The organism is Methanolobus sp. ZRKC2, from assembly GCF_045291185.1.
In the GTDB taxonomy this organism is placed as follows: Archaea; Halobacteriota; Methanosarcinia; order Methanosarcinales; family Methanosarcinaceae; genus Methanolobus.
Genome location: NZ_CP146980.1, coordinates 1,008,058 through 1,024,573 on the forward strand (window position 1 = coordinate 1,008,058; position 16,516 = coordinate 1,024,573).

General features: G+C 43.8%; 17 protein-coding genes. 5 read left to right on the forward strand and 12 right to left on the reverse strand.

All coding sequences use genetic code 11. The features are described from left to right. Window positions 1-17: 17 nt before the first annotated feature. From V7O62_RS04690 to larB, 4 genes are all read right to left on the reverse strand, one after another. On the reverse strand, window positions 18-1,991 hold the full coding sequence (locus tag V7O62_RS04690; protein ID WP_406657858.1) for a DUF460 domain-containing protein: 1,974 nt from the start codon (window positions 1,989-1,991) through the stop codon (window positions 18-20). A gap of 33 nt (window positions 1,992-2,024) precedes the next feature. Further along, window positions 2,025-2,921 carry a serine/threonine-protein kinase RIO2 gene (locus tag V7O62_RS04695; protein ID WP_406657859.1) on the reverse strand — a complete coding sequence of 299 codons (897 nt, stop codon included), beginning with the start codon at window positions 2,919-2,921 and terminating at the stop codon, window positions 2,025-2,027. 93 nt (window positions 2,922-3,014) lie between these two features. Beyond that, window positions 3,015-4,199: a nickel pincer cofactor biosynthesis protein LarC gene (gene larC / locus V7O62_RS04700; protein ID WP_406657860.1), complete on the reverse strand. Its 1,185-nt coding sequence runs from the start codon at window positions 4,197-4,199 to the stop codon at window positions 3,015-3,017. Between the two features lie 76 nt (window positions 4,200-4,275). Next, entirely contained in the window at window positions 4,276-5,052 is a 777-nt protein-coding gene (gene larB, locus V7O62_RS04705; protein WP_406657861.1) for a nickel pincer cofactor biosynthesis protein LarB, read from the reverse strand. Between the two features lie 165 nt (window positions 5,053-5,217). Between larB and V7O62_RS04710 the strand changes: the two genes are divergently transcribed. Then, on the forward strand, window positions 5,218-5,427 hold the full coding sequence (locus tag V7O62_RS04710; protein WP_406657862.1) for a hypothetical protein: 210 nt from the start codon (window positions 5,218-5,220) through the stop codon (window positions 5,425-5,427). Between the two features lie 3 nt (window positions 5,428-5,430). Here V7O62_RS04710 and V7O62_RS04715 read toward each other — a convergent pair whose 3' ends face one another. The 3 genes from V7O62_RS04715 to V7O62_RS04725 are packed head-to-tail and all read right to left on the reverse strand — an operon-like array spanning window position 5,431 to window position 7,065. Further along, on the reverse strand, window positions 5,431-5,850 hold the full coding sequence (locus V7O62_RS04715) for a DUF2111 domain-containing protein (RefSeq protein WP_406657863.1): 420 nt from the start codon (window positions 5,848-5,850) through the stop codon (window positions 5,431-5,433). Window positions 5,851-5,905: 55 nt separating this feature from the next. Continuing rightward, window positions 5,906-6,823, reverse strand: coding sequence for a thioredoxin-disulfide reductase (gene trxB / locus V7O62_RS04720; RefSeq protein ID WP_406657864.1), 918 nt, complete (start codon window positions 6,821-6,823; stop codon window positions 5,906-5,908). After that, window positions 6,823-7,065 carry a glutaredoxin family protein gene (locus V7O62_RS04725; RefSeq protein WP_406657865.1) on the reverse strand — a complete coding sequence of 81 codons (243 nt, stop codon included), beginning with the start codon at window positions 7,063-7,065 and terminating at the stop codon, window positions 6,823-6,825. Before V7O62_RS04725 ends, trxB begins: the two co-directional genes overlap by 1 nt. A gap of 161 nt (window positions 7,066-7,226) precedes the next feature. Between V7O62_RS04725 and V7O62_RS04730 the strand changes: the two genes are divergently transcribed. Beyond that, window positions 7,227-7,922, forward strand: coding sequence for an AIM24 family protein (locus V7O62_RS04730; RefSeq protein WP_406657866.1), 696 nt, complete (start codon window positions 7,227-7,229; stop codon window positions 7,920-7,922). Between the two features lie 44 nt (window positions 7,923-7,966). Here the strand turns inward: V7O62_RS04730 and V7O62_RS04735 are convergent, their stop codons facing one another. The 4 genes from V7O62_RS04735 to hsp20 all read right to left on the reverse strand — a co-directional run bounded on the left by V7O62_RS04735 (window position 7,967) and on the right by hsp20 (window position 11,388). Beyond that, window positions 7,967-8,680: a UPF0280 family protein gene (locus V7O62_RS04735; protein WP_406657867.1), complete on the reverse strand. Its 714-nt coding sequence runs from the start codon at window positions 8,678-8,680 to the stop codon at window positions 7,967-7,969. 52 nt (window positions 8,681-8,732) lie between these two features. After that, complete coding sequence (locus tag V7O62_RS04740; RefSeq protein WP_406657868.1) at window positions 8,733-9,125, reverse strand: 4Fe-4S binding protein; 393 nt, start codon at window positions 9,123-9,125, stop codon at window positions 8,733-8,735. Between the two features lies 1 nt (window position 9,126). Beyond that, window positions 9,127-10,629, reverse strand: coding sequence for a homocysteine biosynthesis protein (locus V7O62_RS04745; protein ID WP_406657869.1), 1,503 nt, complete (start codon window positions 10,627-10,629; stop codon window positions 9,127-9,129). 228 nt (window positions 10,630-10,857) lie between these two features. Continuing rightward, window positions 10,858-11,388 (reverse strand): archaeal heat shock protein Hsp20, encoded by a 531-nt coding sequence (gene hsp20, locus V7O62_RS04750; protein ID WP_406657870.1) that lies wholly within the window; start codon window positions 11,386-11,388, stop codon window positions 10,858-10,860. A gap of 172 nt (window positions 11,389-11,560) precedes the next feature. Between hsp20 and V7O62_RS04755 the strand changes: the two genes are divergently transcribed. Both V7O62_RS04755 and V7O62_RS04760 read left to right on the forward strand, forming a co-directional pair. Beyond that, a complete protein-coding gene (locus V7O62_RS04755) occupies window positions 11,561-12,877 on the forward strand; it encodes an MFS transporter (RefSeq protein WP_406657871.1) in 1,317 nt (438 codons plus the stop codon). Window positions 12,878-12,979: 102 nt separating this feature from the next. Next, window positions 12,980-14,335 carry a dihydrolipoyl dehydrogenase family protein gene (locus V7O62_RS04760; RefSeq protein ID WP_406657872.1) on the forward strand — a complete coding sequence of 452 codons (1,356 nt, stop codon included), beginning with the start codon at window positions 12,980-12,982 and terminating at the stop codon, window positions 14,333-14,335. Window positions 14,336-14,376: 41 nt separating this feature from the next. Here V7O62_RS04760 and V7O62_RS04765 read toward each other — a convergent pair whose 3' ends face one another. Continuing rightward, entirely contained in the window at window positions 14,377-15,678 is a 1,302-nt protein-coding gene (locus V7O62_RS04765; RefSeq protein WP_406657873.1) for an MFS transporter, read from the reverse strand. A 112-nt stretch (window positions 15,679-15,790) separates the two neighbouring features. Between V7O62_RS04765 and alaXM the strand changes: the two genes are divergently transcribed. Continuing rightward, window positions 15,791-16,501 (forward strand): alanyl-tRNA editing protein AlaXM, encoded by a 711-nt coding sequence (gene alaXM / locus V7O62_RS04770; protein WP_406657874.1) that lies wholly within the window; start codon window positions 15,791-15,793, stop codon window positions 16,499-16,501. The last annotated feature ends 15 nt before the right edge of the window (window positions 16,502-16,516 follow it).

Here is a 16,516-nt window from a genome sequence, read left to right on the forward strand (position 1 = left end):
AGAAATTTACCACAAGACTAAGCAAGGCCTCTTCTGCGTTCACTTCTGTACTCATCAAGAATTGATTTAAACTGTTCATGCTCTTTTTCCTTGCGACGCTCCCGGGCTTTCTCTTCCCATTCGAAGATTGCATTGTTCAGGACATCCGGCTCAACGGTGGCAAAATCATCCACTCTCTGCAATTTCAGACCCTTGAGTACAGGTATATCCGAATCATAGAAATGTTCGAGTGCTGCATGAGGCATATCCTCTGAAATAAGAACAGCCTTCACATCGGAGTCAACAAGTACCGCAGCTGTAACGGGTCCCCCGCCACTTGGGTCCTCAAGATAGATGAGATCTCCTTTCTTCAAGCCATAGGAATCTTTTGTGTGCTGTATTGCTTCCTTTGCAAAAGAGCTGATGATTTTCACAGGCAAGCCTTCACCCCTGATCTCTTTTTTGTGCATCTGTTTGATTCTTTTAGTTTGCAAACGCTGCTTTTTGAGGGACTTGCGAACCTTACGAACCTCTTTTTTAAGCCTCTCGATCTCCTTGTCTCTGATATCTATTTCCTTATCTTTCCGAACTTTCATGTAAGTATCATTTCTTATTTTTTTAATCCGCATTTCCAGTGATTCGATAGTTCGCTCCTTCTGGCCGGATTCATATTTCAGTTCGGCCACATAACCTTTAAGTTGCTTAATCTGCGAATTCTTCTGGCTTACTTCTTCTCTGAGTTTTTGCACCAGCTCATCAGTATTTGAATCTTCCTCTTTTTGAGGCTCTGGCTTGACATCCTTTCGGACTATCGGAGACGGAATTATTTTTTCGATAGCTTCCTCAATAGAGGCGCCGTGGATAACATGGAACTTCACCTTATCCAAATCAAGATGCTTAGGAGTTCTTTTTTCAACTCTGGAAAAAACATTCCTGTAATTCTTATACGTTGTGAGCGCAGCTGCAAGTGCATCCCTTTCATGATCATTGGAATAGCCCAATGGACGTGCCAGAGCAATCTTTTCCTCGGCTTTGATTTCCCCGCCAGGAGTTCCTATTACCGCATTGAAGCTGCGACGTATCTTTTCAACAGCCGCAGGAGTGGGGAAAACATCTGTTGCAACAATCGCAGGCTTACCGTATTCTGCAATCAGCTTAACAACTTCATCATGCGATATTCCCCGTATGCTCTTCAGGAAAAGCAACTCTCCCTCAAAGGAAAGTATAGCGATACCAACGGTTGTCCCGGGATCTATGCCGACTATCGTGTATTTGCGCCCTTTGCTTTTGAGTGGGAGGTATTTTATCTTGTCCCTTTCGACACTTTTCACGGTCACCTGGACATCAGCTGTAGAAGAAGGCTTTACAGGCACCTTATCCCTTCTTGCATTGATGGTATACTCAGCCCTGACATAACCTCCGAATCCCTCTGTAATTTTGGAATTAAAAGTAAAGCCGGTATCACGGGAAAATTTGCGCAGCGTATTCTCAATTTCCCTGCTCCGCTCCTTGACACCACCGTGAACTTTTCGTCTGTAACGATTCTGGCTCCATCCACCCCTACCCAGGGAGCGGGCTCTGCTCACCTTTATCTTTGTCATGTCCTCAAAGAGCGATACTTCACAACCCACACCAAGGTTTGCAAGTACAGCACATGCTTCAGCTTCCTCATTTGGATTGAACTGGTTGAATGTGAAATTATGCTCCTGGGCAAGCCGGGTCAGGGGCCTCTGATGAATACCTCCGGTAACCTGGACAAGTTTCGTACCCTCGGGAAGTTTTTCAAGGAAATGAATGAGATCTCTCTTGTCCGCCGCCAGCTCGTAGATATTGTCCACGGCAATATATACTGGACGATCTCTATGGATCATGCGGAGGATCTTATGCCGGCGAAGCATAGAATAATGGGTAACTTCGCCTTCCCCTAGAACAGCCACCGCATATCTTGGTGCTTCCTGAGCTCTTGAAGAGCCCTTTGCGATGTCAATTCCGTAAATAACCCCATTTTGCATATAAGAACAATGTATGTTAGTGATGTAATATAGTTATGACTCTTCAGGCGCTTTTATTGCATCAATGACCTCTCCGGGATCTCTTGCAAGACAATATTTGCGCTTGAAATGTTTCAGAAGATTCAGGACATCCCTTTCCAGAAGTTCGTCGGCATGTGGATGATCCGTCCCAACATACTGGGGCCAGTCAATGATCTGCACGCCTCCGTCGTATACGAATATGTTATACTCACTCAGATCAGAGTGAATGATACCTTTTTGGTAGATCTTATTCAGCTGGTCGATTATGCAATCCAAAAACCATGCAGGATCTTCAAGTCTTGTCTTGCACAGGAGACTGCCTTCCGCAACTTCCATCACAAGTGCATGCCGGTTGTTATCTATAAGCCGGGGTACGGATATATCCGGATAGAGTTTGCGCATTATCTCAGCTTCCCTTTTAGCAGCAAGCCTGGCTGCGTATATCCATGAAAAGTGTTCCTTGTCCTCTAGATGGCAACGTACACGCTTCACCCTTTTGAAACTGGTTCTCCCTTCCCTGTGAAACTTTATGATGACACCCTGCGGTTCACCAAAACCGAGTTCAGGCTCTTTCACAGCCTCAAGCACTACCGACTCTTTGCCAACTCCAATCTCATCACCGATGGCGCTGATGGTGCCTCTCTTGACAAATGTGTTTAAGGCAAGTGCATCATATGCATCAAAATATATCTGGTAGCCTTCATAAGGAGTACCGGTCACCACTACAAGGTTTTTCTTTTTTAGCGCCCTGATTTTGTATTCAAGTGTGGAATATGGCAGTTTGGTGATCTTCATCAACTCTTCCACAGGCACCCATTCATAATGCTTCATCCCGACCTCAATACCCTGAAGTATGCGAAGATCCTTACTGTCGAGTTCCCTGAATATCTTAATGACGTCGGTTATCATCTGCTTTGTAATTACCGGGATTATTTAGATGGTTTGTGGTATAAGTTTAAAAAAGGATATTTTTGTATAGTAGTATAAAAGAGGGAGAATTTATCACAGGAATCGAGCCCATGCCTCCTCCTCGACTCTCCTGATCACTTCCTTCAACGGCAATTTCACTTCTTCGGCAACCCTGCGACAATCTTCGTACTCCGCAGACATGTGCAATATTTCGCCGCTTTTGTCCTGTGCAATCTTGACAGCAACCTTAAACTCCCTAGAACCTACACTGATATTGACCCTGTCCATCCTGCGGTCTGCAACGTAGCGATGCCTGGTGGGAATAACACGTATTCCAAGTGTACCTGTTTCCTTCATGAGCTCCCTTGCAACACGGTCACTGTTCTCAGGCTTCGTAATTACCTTGATAATATGACCGGACCTGCCTTTTTTCATGGTTGCCGGCGTGATTGTTACATCCCTTGCACCCACAGACAGCAATTTTTCAAAAAGGCTGCCGAGAATCTCACCTGTTACGTCGTCCACATTGGTTTCCAGTATTTCAATAGTATCCCTGGAAAGTGTATCCTGCACATCCATGATCATCGAGCGCAGCACATTCGGGTCCTCTGTATCCGCATCCCCGGCACCGTAACCAACTGATCTGACCTTACCCCTTGGAAGATTTTCCAGTGGTTTTGCAAAATATGCAAGGATAGCCGCACCTGTCGGGGTCAGCATTTCCATGCTTCCGCGACCATAGAATGACAGGTCACTCTGTCGGAGTATTTCAAGGGTTGCAGGCGCCGGGACTGCCATCACACCATGAGCGGCTCTTACCATTCCACCACCAACATTGGCAGGCGTGCAGAAAACTGAATCAGCAGCTACCTCATGAATCGCAAAACAGGAACCAATAACATCCGCAAGCGCATCCTTCTGACCAACCTCATGGAAATGTAGTTCTTCAAGAGGCAGACCATGTACCTTTGACTCTGCTTCTGCCAGAATGGAAAACACACCAAGGACACTTTGTTCAACAACAGCAGGAAGACCTGCATTTTTGACCACATCAACAATTTCAGAATAGTGTCTGGAATGGGTCTCATGGGGAACATCTATCCTTACATCGACAGCCTCGATACCGCGTTTGTCGACCTTGTTAACGGATACTGATACGTCAACAACGGATTCTATCACCTTGCATACCTTTTCACCATCAACACCAAGACCTATCAGGCTTCCAAGTATCATATCGCCGGCTGCACCTGAGAAAGGTTCGAATATAAGAGACCTCATGATTTCACATCTGTTGAATTGACCTGTTTGTATTTTGAAACGCTTAACGTGAATGACCAAAAACTCACACAAGGAGTTATTCCTTATCCCTTGCCTTTGCAACAGTATTTGCTATCCTTGCGGCAAAAGAACCGGCTACAAAACCTGCATCAATGTTAACGACCGAGAGAACAGAACATGACTGCAACATGGAAAGCAGCGCAGCCTCACCTTTAGCACCTGCCCCATAGCCTGTTGACACGGGAAGCCCTATGACAGGCACATCCACCAGGCTGGAAACTACCGTTGGAAGGGTGCCTTCCCTGCCTGCCGCGACAACAATGGAATCGGGTTTCTTTTCCTGGAGTTTCAGCATCTCTCCCACAAGCCTGTGGAAACCGGCAACACCTACATCATAGATAGCAATTGTCTCGCATCCCATCTCATTGGCTACCATCCGTGCCTCCTCGGCAACGTCTATGTCTGCGGTCCCGGCCGTGATAATAGCAACAATGCCTCCTGTACTGGGAGCTGGCGTGCCGTCGTGAACTACAGCCAAAGTCCTGTGCAGGCTCCACTCAAGCTCATCCGGGCTGAAGCTGGAATCCAATGCTTCCTGATGATCTTTTCCAAGACGGGTTATCAATACGCGACCTGTTGCAGCAACCTGGGCTTTTGCAATTTCCACAACATCCTTCGGATCCTTCCCCTCCGCAAGCACAGCTTCCATAATACCAGTACGATGTTTGCGGAAGATGTCTACTTTCGCAATATCGGAGACAGGTACATAACCCATGCACCTTATCTGCTCTTCTGCAGTTTCAAGGTCCATCTCATTGTTCTTTATTTTGTTCAATAGGTTCTTAAGTTCCATTTTTTACTCCAGGAAATATAGGCTCATAGGCACGAATATTATTCATTTAATTTGACAAATCAGCTGCAATTCTAATTCTATATGATGGCAAATACATATTTTAACGTTATCAAAAGTTAAGAGTTCAACAGAAAACTATAATATGAATAAAACTCTGTTCCCATTATGGAAGGACCACTTGAAAAAATATATAATTTGCCTACTGCAATCCTGCTGGCGATTGGCATATCACTGAGTGCCTTTTTATTTTACAGCATGATGAAATCTGCAGAAAGCGGCAATATTGTTATGGTAATACTGCTTGCAGTCGCCGTTTCAATCGTTGCGTTCGTAGTCACCCAGGCCATGAAGTTTCACAGGTATAGGGACCTCTGAAGGTCACTTCATTCTTTTCCTGGATTCTTCGACCTCATCGATGATGCCCGGATATTCCCTGAACATGGAAAGAATATCAAGGGCTGCAACCAGATCTACAACGCCGATAGCACCAATGGCTCCACCATCGAGTGTCCTGATAGGAGCCACAACTACAGATTTTCCCCTGTACACTCCTTCTGAAGGGACCGTTCTGATAACCGTATTAGTCCTGATAGCCTCTTCAAGCACAGGTCCTGTATAGTTCCTATCGATAATATTTCCCCTTTCCATGCGAATGCCTTTGTGGTTCATACTACGGATGGTAATGGGAATACCTAATAGAGTATGTATGGCCTGAGCTATAGGTTCAAGATCTTCGGAGGTTGAATCCGCACATATTTTCAAACAAAAAGTTTCTTTGTTTTCACTATTGCATTCCATCTTAGATCATTCCATATTCCACTTCATGGGATTAGAAAGATACTTTTTACATGGCTTATTCCATGACCATGACATATTCATGAGCTGAAACTGCTGCAACAGCTCCTTCTCCAACTGCTGTAACAACCTGCCAGAGTACAGTCTCACGGCAGTCACCGGCTGCATAAATACCACTGATAGAAGTTTCCATTCTCTCATTTGTCTTTATGAAACCGGCCTCATTCTTATCAACATCTATGAGTTCCGTCCTGGGGACAATACCTACAGATATGAACACACCGTCAATGTCCATTTCGGTCTTTTCTTCCGTCTTTACATTCTTCAAGAGAACTTTCTCAACAAGTTCTTCGCCAAGAATCTCCTCAATAACAGTGTCCCATATGAATTCGATGTTCTCCTTTTCATAGACTCTTTTCTGAAGAAGACTACATGACCTGAGCTTGTCTCTCCTGTGTACAATGTAGACCTTGCTGGCAATGCTTGAGAGTATCAAAGCTTCAGTAACTGCGGAATCACCTCCACCCACTACAATGACCTTCTGCCCGGCAAAGAAAGGACCATCACAGGTTGCACAATAAGAAACGCCCTTTGCAAGGTATTTTCCCTCGCCCGTTACACCCAGACGCCTTGGTTCCGCACCTGTGGCTATAATCACAGCCTTGGCTTCAAATTTTCCATTATGAGCAACAATGATCTTCTTATCTCCTGCATCTTCTATCTTTTCAACATCAGCAGACTGTAGCTTCACACCGGCAGTATTTGCATGATCATTGAAGCGTTCCATCAGCTCACCACCGGAAATTGAAGCAAAACCCGGATAGTTCTCTATGATATTTGTCAATGATATTTGTCCCTGAACGACGGACTTCTCAAGAACTATTACATCCATCCCATATCGAACAGCGTATATTCCCGCTGTCAGGCCTGCGGGTCCTCCTCCTACGATGATAAGGTCATGCATGATAACAACCATCAGCCTAGAATATTACTTGCTTTTTCCCTGTCCGGCACACCGACAAAGACGATTTCATCATCGATAATGGTTGTAGGTATTGACCGGATATTGAATTTGCTGGCAAGTTCTTTTCCTTCGGGGGTATCAAGATCTACTTCCTCATACTCGAAATCATATTTTTCTTTGAGTTCCCTCCAGAGATTTTTTGCAGCAGGACAGAAATGACACCATTCCGAATGGACCAGAGTTACTTTTACCAAATATACCACTCCTTTGGTTTTTTGTTGATTGTATGTTAGTAATGATATATCTCGTTACAGATTATATAAATTTCCAGGCTTTCAGAGTAGAATATAAATACTAACCTGCATATAAAAAAAACTAATAGCTTTATTAAAATTAAAAACAGGTGATAGTTAGTATGCCACGCTACTCAATCGAAGAGTTCATAAGCAAAACCGGCCAGAAGGACCTTGGAGAAGGGAAATTCGAGCTTGAACGTGACAGGATGCTTGAAGTCAATCTTAACGGCAGGGTCTGGACCAAGAGAGGCACCATGGTTGCACATCTTGGAAATGTCAAATTCACACGTGAAGGATTACTTGAACACGGACTTGGCAAGTTCGTAAAGAAGTCATTTACGGGTGAAGGAATATCCCTTACGAAAGCAGAAGGCGCGGGTAAAGTGTACCTTGCAGACAGCGGGAAAAAAATATCAATTATAAATCTTGAAAACGATTCGATATATGTTAACGGGAACGACCTTCTTGCCTTTGAAGAAGGGATAAACTGGGACATAAAACTAATGAAAAGAGTGGCAGGCATCATGTCAGGTGGTCTCTTCAATGTGAGACTCGAAGGAACCGGAATGGTAGCTATTACAACCCACTATGACCCCCTCACCTTGAGAGTTTCAAACAACACGCCGGTTTTCACTGACCCGAATGCAACTGTTGCATGGTCAGGAAACCTACAGCCAGATGTCAAGACTGATGTTTCATTTAAGACATTTGTGGGTAGGTCAAGTGGTGAGAGTATACAGATGGCCTTCAAAGGCGAGGGTTTTGTTGTTGTCCAACCCTATGAAGAAGTGGCCTATGTTATGAACACTGCCTGATAAAAGAAATAAACAGAGATTCAGGGATATATTCCCTGCTATCTTTAACCTTTTGTGATACAGTCATACCTGACGTCAGCCTTTACAAGTTCCGGGATATCACCCCAGAAACCTATGAACTCACCCTGTATCACAATAGCTCCTTTTATGCCATCGACATTTCTCACAGTATCAAAAGCATCTTCAACTGAAGCTTTTCCGGCACCTGTTGCATTCCCAAGGGCTGTTGCTGCAGAATCTGCCAATGAGACATTGTCAGAAAAAATAACCGCTGCATCTGCCATACCGAAACTAATAGAAGGTCCCACAGTACCAGAGGATGTGCATATTCCGGTAATAGTCTCCCGGGATTCCAGTGTAAACCCAAGATTCTTCAAAGGAGATTCACCTGCATAAATACCTATGACAACAGGCCTGTCATTGATGATAGCAATATCACCTCCATTGTCCACAAAAGCAAAAGAAGCACCAGACTCAACCATCGCTTCAACGGCAAGGGAAGATATCGTACCGGCAACAGCGCTCATGGGACCGATGTTCATTGCATTTCCGGCTTTTACCATCCTCCTGACAATCTCGGGAGCTTTATCCTTTAATTCGTAGGGTTCCAGACTGGTCTTAAAAAAAGTATCTTCTGAAATGTACCTCTCGAGTTCGTTGCGGTGATAGATGATAGCCTCTTTTGCAACGTCTATGTACGACTGCTCATCTGCCTGGATGGTGACAATAGTCTCCTTTAAACGATAGTTTTCTTTCATGTCAACTGAAAAAAGGTATAAAACCAGGGTTTACTCGTTTGTAGTTTGCATTTCACTTGTTGTTGATCAGGGTCAATGCATTGTGAGGACACATTTCAACACATGTGCCACACTGTATGCATTTGCTCTTGTCTACAAGAAGACTGTATTCCTCATCCAGTGAGAAAACCTTTGTAGGGCACACAGATATACATGCACTACATTCAACGCATTCATCCTCATCCCATTCAATAGGAGTATCAAGTCTTGTGACAACCGCTCCCTTGGATACAAGAGAAGACCTCATTTTCTCAAAATGTTCTTCCAGGACATCCGCAACAACCTCGCCATGTGAGCGGTCAAAATGTGCCTGAGATACATTCAAGAGCACACCGGTCTCAACAATTGCTTCTGCAAGGATGGGTTTTATGACTACCTCAGACGAGATGTAAATTTTGATTTTCATATCAGTGCCTCCTGGCGAACAACTTGCTGATGTCATCACTAGTTATGATACCTATCACATGATTCTTATTATTCAGAACAGGTAATGCAGATACACCTTGCTGGTCAAGACGCCTGGCAACCACATCCACACGTTCATCGATCTTTGCGGTTATGACCTTCTTAGTCATTATATCCTCTACAAGGTCAAACTTGTCCTGGGAAACAGCCTTTGAGATGTCCCAGGCTGTCACGATACCCACCAGTGAATTGTCTTTGCTTACCACAGGAAGATGATTAAAAGCCGTATCCATTATGATCTTTGCAGCCTCATAGACGCTCGCATCCTTATCTATAGTTACCACATTTGTGGACATTATCCCGGAAACAAAGGTGACTCCCTCAGTCTCTTTCATTGGTTTTGCCGAAGCATCGGAAGGAAGGTTCTCTACAGGCATTGTAACGGAGAACTCACCCTTTGATATCCAGTCCTTCAATTCGACTGCTATTTTCCTGGCTTTCTTGAAGCTCGAAAGCGATGATGTGGCAACTTCTTTTCCGTTGATTTCAACGCAGCCGGACTTCAATTCTGCATATGTTACCTTACGCAGAGACGGACGATCCCTGCTGGGAACGCCATAATCAAGTATGTTGGTAGTGATATCCACATCTGTCACAGCGGCAGCCTGAGCAACATTTTCATCCAGTACGGGAATAGGGATGCCCATTCCGATATATAGGGAAGTACCATAACCTTCAAAATTTGCAGCCCTGATGTAATCGGAGCTCATTTTCTTCACGTCACCTTGAACCATAAGAGTCCCGAACATTCCGGCAGATGCGTGCTGTGTGCCCGGCCCCACAATATAGCCCTGCGTACCGCCCAGGAAAATACGACTTCCGGTTCCAATTGTCCGGTAATCAGGATCATTTGACAGAGGAGATAGTACACCTGCACCGGAATATGTCACGTTCCCGAAATTCGGGAGCAATGAACCCATATATGTATGTATGGTCTGCTTAGTACCATTGGTTGCTGCATTGTATTTCTGATATGCATTTCTTGGATTAACCATAATTGCCTGGTTCATGTCCTCAAGAGTAATTGAAGTATCAAGCAGCTTGCGCGGATAGCAATCGGTCCCATGGGAGACAGCATGCAGGTCTACCGACTTCCCGCGTATAAGATCTTCTATGACATGTGCTCCACCGTATTCCATACCCAGGGATTCGGAAAGCTGGGTTGCTCCCATGAACGCATCCACTGCAGCTACTCCAGTATAGGCTTCAACATCGTTCATCCACACTTTCTGCATTTTAATAGGTGGTTCGGAATGACCGAAATTAAACCATACACCGGATGAACACATCGCGCCGAAGGTACCTGTAGTCACCACGTCGACTTCCCTAGCAGCACCTTCAGGACCAAGCTCTGCAACAATACCCACCATTTCCTCTGCGGTGACAACATTGACACTGCCATCTTTTATTTTAGAGTTAATTTCATGAATTGTCTTTTTTACCATGCACTATTCCTCTGAGATCTTGAAAATGAATAATTTAGATTACTATAAATTACTTGTGGTAATCATACTATGAGGAGAAAAATTTTAAAAATACGCTCGTTTACTGTTTTTTGCATTCAAAAGAGACTATTTTGATTTAATGCTAGAAGGGAACATTTTCGCACGTATATCGGAATCGGCATCTCAAAAACATATATAAAAAAGGCATGACAGCCGGGAATGGAACTGTCAGTCTATTTGAATGAGGCGCTTTTTTCCGAAGTCCTTTATTTCCAGAACGATCTCCAGAACACCATTCCTATAACTTGCCTGTGCCGTATCAGGATCAACTGTCACAGGGAGATCAATATCCTCAAAGTAGTCCAGTTCATCATTAGAAGCCTTAAGTTCCATTGAAGATTCCGTGGCATTCACTTCAATGTCATCCTTATCGATACCAGGAAGTTCTGCAACAACATGCACCTGACCCTCGATCTCAAAAATATCTATTAGAGGATTTCTTTGTTCAATACGGACCTGCTGCCTCCCTGAGAACATATCGTCTTCATAATCCGGCGTATCGCCAAATTTCCTGATTTCGGGCTCTTCCCCGGGACGCTTGGACACAGAAAAACCATAAACAAACGGTTGTTTGGAGATATCATCCAGATCCAGACCAAACTTTTCCATCATGTGTTCGATGATATCTTCAATATCCTTGAAATCCTCATCATCCGGGAATTTGTCAAAAAAACTTCGCCTTTTTCTTTTGTCCGACATTGAAACACCATTTTGTATTGGAAATTTGCTTCCTTAACATGAATTGTAAAATAGGGCATCCTTTATAAAATAATTCATTGCAAAATTGTACTCCCTGTGCCCTCCACACAGAAAACGATGTCATCCGGCTAAAGAGGAATTGTTATAAGGGATAGGACCAGCATGTTCTGTGATGGCACAGGGTTCCAATCTCCCGGAGAAAAACGGGAAGGCACTCTTTCCACTATACACTGTCACATTTATCGGAACCCTCGGTTTTGGGATAATCCTTACTTTTCTTGTTTTCCTGGTAACAGAATACGGAGGCAATGCACTGATTTACGGCCTTCTTGCCTCAACCTATCCTGCCTTTCAGTTAATAGGAGCTCCCATACTGGGCCGATGGTCTGATATCTACGGACGTAAAAAGATACTGCTTCTAAGCCAGATAGGTACGCTTATTGCATGGATCATCTTCCTTGTTGCCCTGTTTCTACCTGTTACTGAGTTGATAGAGGTAGATTCGGATATCCTGGGTGTTTTTGTTATTACTCTTCCCCTGTTAGCTATATTCTTTGCCAGGGCACTTGACGGACTTACCGGCGGAAACGTATCTGTTGCCAACGCATATCTGGCCGACCTGACCTCGGAAGAGGATAGGAATAGAAATTACGGCAGGATGTCAGTGGCATCCAACCTGGGTTATGTCTTTGGCCCGGCACTTGCAGGAGTACTGGGTGCCACCGTTTACGGAGAGGTTCTCCCTGTATCTGCCGCCCTGGTCATTTCTATAATCGGTACGGCAATAATCATCCTGTTCCTGCCTGAAGCACCTGCCTGCACACCTGAAGAGTACCCTAATCCCGAAAGTACGAGAAAGACACTGGGGCAGGAGCATAAGGAATGCTATAAGGTCAAAAATGAAAAGAAATTAAATTTGCGGGATGTTTTCAAAATAGAATACATCCCTTTTATGCTAATGCTGTACTTCCTGATATTCCTGGGATTCAACATATACTATACAGCTTTTCCTGTCTTTGCCGTGGATGCTCTAAAGTGGAGTCCGGCTGCCCTTGGAATTTACTTCTCCGTCATCAGCGCAATGATGGCATTTGTCCAGGGACCGGTCCTTGAGAGACTTGCCAGGAGGTACAGAGAATCGATCCTGATAGTCACAGGAGGATTTATCCTTGGAATACAGTTCATACTCTTAATTCCGGGAAATATTTTCCTCATATATCTGGCAGCCGCTTTTTTTGCATTGGGAAACGGGATAATGTGGCCTTCTATCCTTTCAGTTCTCTCGAAATTTGCAGGAGCTACATACCAGGGATCAGTGCAAGGCTTTGCTATGAGTTCCAGTAGTTTTGCAAGCATTATCGGACTGCTTGCAGGAGGATTACTTTATACGCAGATTGAATCACTTTCTTTCCTGATAGCTGCTGTAATCATTTTTATCGCAGTCATTCTTTCATTCCGACTTATCAAAATAGAAAAACAGAAAAAATGATAATCAATATATAGAATCCTGAGAGACTTGCTATGATCACTATTTGCAAGAAATCCTGCAATAGAAGATGATTTTCAGCTTATCTTTAAAGGTGGGGATTATGTGGAGAAATATTATGAAGCCATTGTAGTGGGAACTGGTGTAGCAGGATCTGCTATCGCACACCGGCTAAACAATGCAGGCATGAAGGTTGCTGTCACTGACGTAGAAAGATATGGCGGGACCTGTGTCCTGAAGGGATGTACTCCCAAAAAGATACTTACAGGCATGGCAGATATCATTGATTCGAGCAACAGAATGATAGGAAAAGGCGAGGCAGGACCACGCCGGAACATCATCTGGAAAGAGCTTATTGATTTCAAAAATGAAATTATTGATACATATTCCGCTGCAAGGCTCAAGGGATATGAGGAAGCGGGTATAGACACCTATTATGGAGCAGCTCAGTTTAAGGATGATTCAAGCCTCATAATAGGGAATGATACAGTAAAAGCGAAGTATATTATTCTTACAACAGGTGCAGAACCTCTTGATATCAGTATACCGGGAGTCGAATATATTACAACAAGCGATAAATTTCTCGACCTGGAAGAACTTCCGGAAAGGATCATCTTTGCGGGCGGAGGTTTCATATCCTTTGAATTTGCCCATATAGCTGCTCATGCAGGTACAAAGGCAACAATTTTGCATCGAAGTTCAAGAGCACTGAAGAATTTTGAGCCTGACCTTGTAGAAATTCTTATCAGAGCTTCGGAGTATGCAGGCATCCAGGTCAAAACCATGCAGGAGATCTGGAAGATAGATTACGATACTACTAACTCTGAAATCATAGTTACAACTTTTGACAGGATCGATCATAAAGAAGTAACTTACAGGTGCGATATGGTCGTACATGGTATGGGCAGGACCGCCCGGATAAAGGAACTTAAACCTGAAAAAGGGAACGTTGCAGTAAAAAACAGGGCCATAGATGTCAATGAATATCTCCAGAGCACATCAAATCCCAGGGTATATGCAGCAGGAGACTGTATACAAAAAGGATTGCCACTGACACCTGTTGCCTCGATGCAGGGACAGATCGTCGCTTCCAATATAATTGAAGGAAACCGGCACATTCCTGATCATAGCGCAGTAGCTTCGGCGGTTTTCACAATACCCGTCCTTGCAGGAGTAGGGTTATCCGAAGAAGAGATGACCGAAGATCATGAAGTAATATTCAATGATATGTGCCAGTGGTACTCTGTAATCAGAACAAATATGGAATTTGCAGCCTCAAAGATCATCATTGAAAAGAATACCGGAAGAATAGTCGGTGCACATATGCTGGGACCTGAAGCTGAAAACGTAATTAACCTCTTTGCCTTGGCAATAAGCTATGGTATGAGAGTATCAGATCTCAAAGATGTTATCTATGCCTATCCGAGCATCAGTTATGACGTAAGGAATATGCTGGGTTAAGGCAGAAATGTGCCATGCTTTGTGAAATTTCAAGACTTTCTTCAATTAGCCTCCTCAAAAGAAAGCAGCCTGAAAGACATAAAAAATGCCGCATATATCAGAACTGCAGCGATCAGGAAAACCCCGGCTCCAATTTGTGAATATATGAATCCTCCAAACACCAGGCCTGCAATACTTGCAATGCTTGTGAAACCGGATGATACTCCCTGTACAACGCCCTGATGTTCTTTTCCTGCAAGTTTTGACAATATAGACTGAATTGAAGGCCACATAAAACCGTTACCAACCGCAAAGAGAATAGCTGCTGCATAGGTCAGCAGCACATCACCGAAAGCAAGTAATACAAAATTAGTACCAAGAATAATACTTCCTATTATAGCCAGTTGGCTGTCTGAAAACTTCATTGATACATTACTCAATACAGGACCTTCAACTATTACAAGCATTAGACTAAGGGCAGAGAAAAAGAACCCCATCTCAGCAACATCCCAGTCAAGTATATCAATGGCATATACAGGGAAGGCGGCATAAAACATGTTGAAGGCAATGAAAACGAGGAAATAAATCAGAAGCATATACGGAATATGTTCAATAGCAAATGCATCTTTAAAGCCGGGACGGGACTTTTGTCCGGATGTTACGCACTTTTCGTACTCGTTTCCAGATATTTTACTTTTTTCAGAACTGCTGCTTTCGGGATTATCCGCGCATTTCCTGGATTCCGGAACAAAGAAAGCAATCAATAGAAGACCTGCCAATGAAATTATTATGGCCGCAAGCACCGGAAGTTTCTCACCATAAACGGTGACGCTCAAGAGTCCGGCCAGTGCTGGACCTGCTATAAATCCAAGGTTCATTGCCACAGACATCTTCCCGAAATTCTTACTCCGATCCTTTTCTTCAGTAATATCTGCAACATACGCGTTTGCGACGGACACATTTCCACCGGTAAGTCCGTCAAAAGCCCTCGCTATAAACAATAATATCAGCGGTATTGTGACGGTGAATTCGCCAAGCAGGCTTGAACTTACATCCCGGAGTACTATGACCGGAACGAACAGGGCTATCATAAAGATAATCCAGGATAGCAGAGTACCTGCCTGGCTTAGCAAGAGTATTTTTTTACGTCCGTAGATATCAGACCATTTTCCAAGCAGCGGGCCACCTATAAGTTGAAATGCAGGATACATGGAAGCGATTATACCATATATTAGCGCATTTCCCCCAAACCTTTCAACAAGGAAAACCAGGAAAGGAAGCACAAGACTTAGGCCAAGTGTTCCTATGAAATTCACGGTCAGAATGGGATAGATAGAAATATTCCGGGTACTCTTTTCTGGCATCGTCAATTTAAGTTAAAATGGATACTATTTGATTTTTTTGCAAAGAGAAAATAAATGGCTTGCAATACTAGCCGGCAAAAGATATATTTGAACCAGCTCTGTACTCAGATGCATGGAAGAACTATACCTGAAAGACTGTTATCTTAAGGAATTCGAAGCTACAGTAGAGAGCGTGAAGGACGATAAATTCGTTGTACTGGACAGGACAGCTTTCTACCCGAAATCCGGCGGCCAGCCTCATGACACAGGGATACTTGTGCGTGATGGCGAAGAGTTTCCAGTGACCTTCGTCGGCAAATTCGAAGGAAAGATCAGCCACGAGATTTCCGTACCGGGGCTTAGGGAAGGCGACAAGGTAAAAGGTTTCATTGACTGGGAGAGGAGACAGCTTTTCATGAAATACCATACAGCCTGCCATATACTGAGTGCAATCATCCATAATGAGACGGGGGCCATGATCACCGGTAACCAGCTTGCTGAGAACAAAACACGCGTTGATTTCAATCTCGAAAACTTTGATCGTGGACAATTGAAGTCTTATGAATCAAAGGTTAACGAGATCATAGACCTTGATATTCCTGTGACCATAAGCATATTACCAAAGAACGAAGCTTTCATGATTCCTTCGGTAGTCAAACTCAAGGATGCATTCCCGCCTGATGTAGAAGAAATCAGGGTAATTACAATTCCGGATGTTGACCGGCAGGCCTGCGGCGGAACTCATGTTTCATCAACTGGGGAGATATCCCACATAGAAATATTCAAAGCAGAGAACAAGGGAAAGAACAACAGAAGAATATATTTCAGATTTAGAAGCGATTGAAATACAGACAGCTAT

Coding starts and splice junctions, on each gene's coding strand:
- trxB (WP_406657864.1), bottom strand. CDS start 6,823: ATGGTTGTTATCATGCATGACCTTATCATCGTAGGAGGAGGACCCGCA.
- V7O62_RS04730 (WP_406657866.1), top strand. CDS start 7,227: ATGCCACGCTACTCAATCGAAGAGTTCATAAGCAAAACCGGCCAGAAG.
- larC (WP_406657860.1), bottom strand. CDS start 4,199: ATGAGGTCTCTTATATTCGAACCTTTCTCAGGTGCAGCCGGCGATATG.
- V7O62_RS04690 (WP_406657858.1), bottom strand. CDS start 1,991: ATGCAAAATGGGGTTATTTACGGAATTGACATCGCAAAGGGCTCTTCA.
- V7O62_RS04745 (WP_406657869.1), bottom strand. CDS start 10,629: ATGGTAAAAAAGACAATTCATGAAATTAACTCTAAAATAAAAGATGGC.
- V7O62_RS04765 (WP_406657873.1), bottom strand. CDS start 15,678: ATGCCAGAAAAGAGTACCCGGAATATTTCTATCTATCCCATTCTGACC.
- V7O62_RS04695 (WP_406657859.1), bottom strand. CDS start 2,921: ATGATAACCGACGTCATTAAGATATTCAGGGAACTCGACAGTAAGGAT.
- hsp20 (WP_406657870.1), bottom strand. CDS start 11,388: ATGTCGGACAAAAGAAAAAGGCGAAGTTTTTTTGACAAATTCCCGGAT.
- V7O62_RS04740 (WP_406657868.1), bottom strand. CDS start 9,125: ATGAAAATCAAAATTTACATCTCGTCTGAGGTAGTCATAAAACCCATC.
- V7O62_RS04710 (WP_406657862.1), top strand. CDS start 5,218: ATGGAAGGACCACTTGAAAAAATATATAATTTGCCTACTGCAATCCTG.
- larB (WP_406657861.1), bottom strand. CDS start 5,052: ATGGAACTTAAGAACCTATTGAACAAAATAAAGAACAATGAGATGGAC.
- V7O62_RS04715 (WP_406657863.1), bottom strand. CDS start 5,850: ATGGAATGCAATAGTGAAAACAAAGAAACTTTTTGTTTGAAAATATGT.
- V7O62_RS04735 (WP_406657867.1), bottom strand. CDS start 8,680: ATGAAAGAAAACTATCGTTTAAAGGAGACTATTGTCACCATCCAGGCA.
- alaXM (WP_406657874.1), top strand. CDS start 15,791: ATGGAAGAACTATACCTGAAAGACTGTTATCTTAAGGAATTCGAAGCT.
- V7O62_RS04755 (WP_406657871.1), top strand. CDS start 11,561: ATGGCACAGGGTTCCAATCTCCCGGAGAAAAACGGGAAGGCACTCTTT.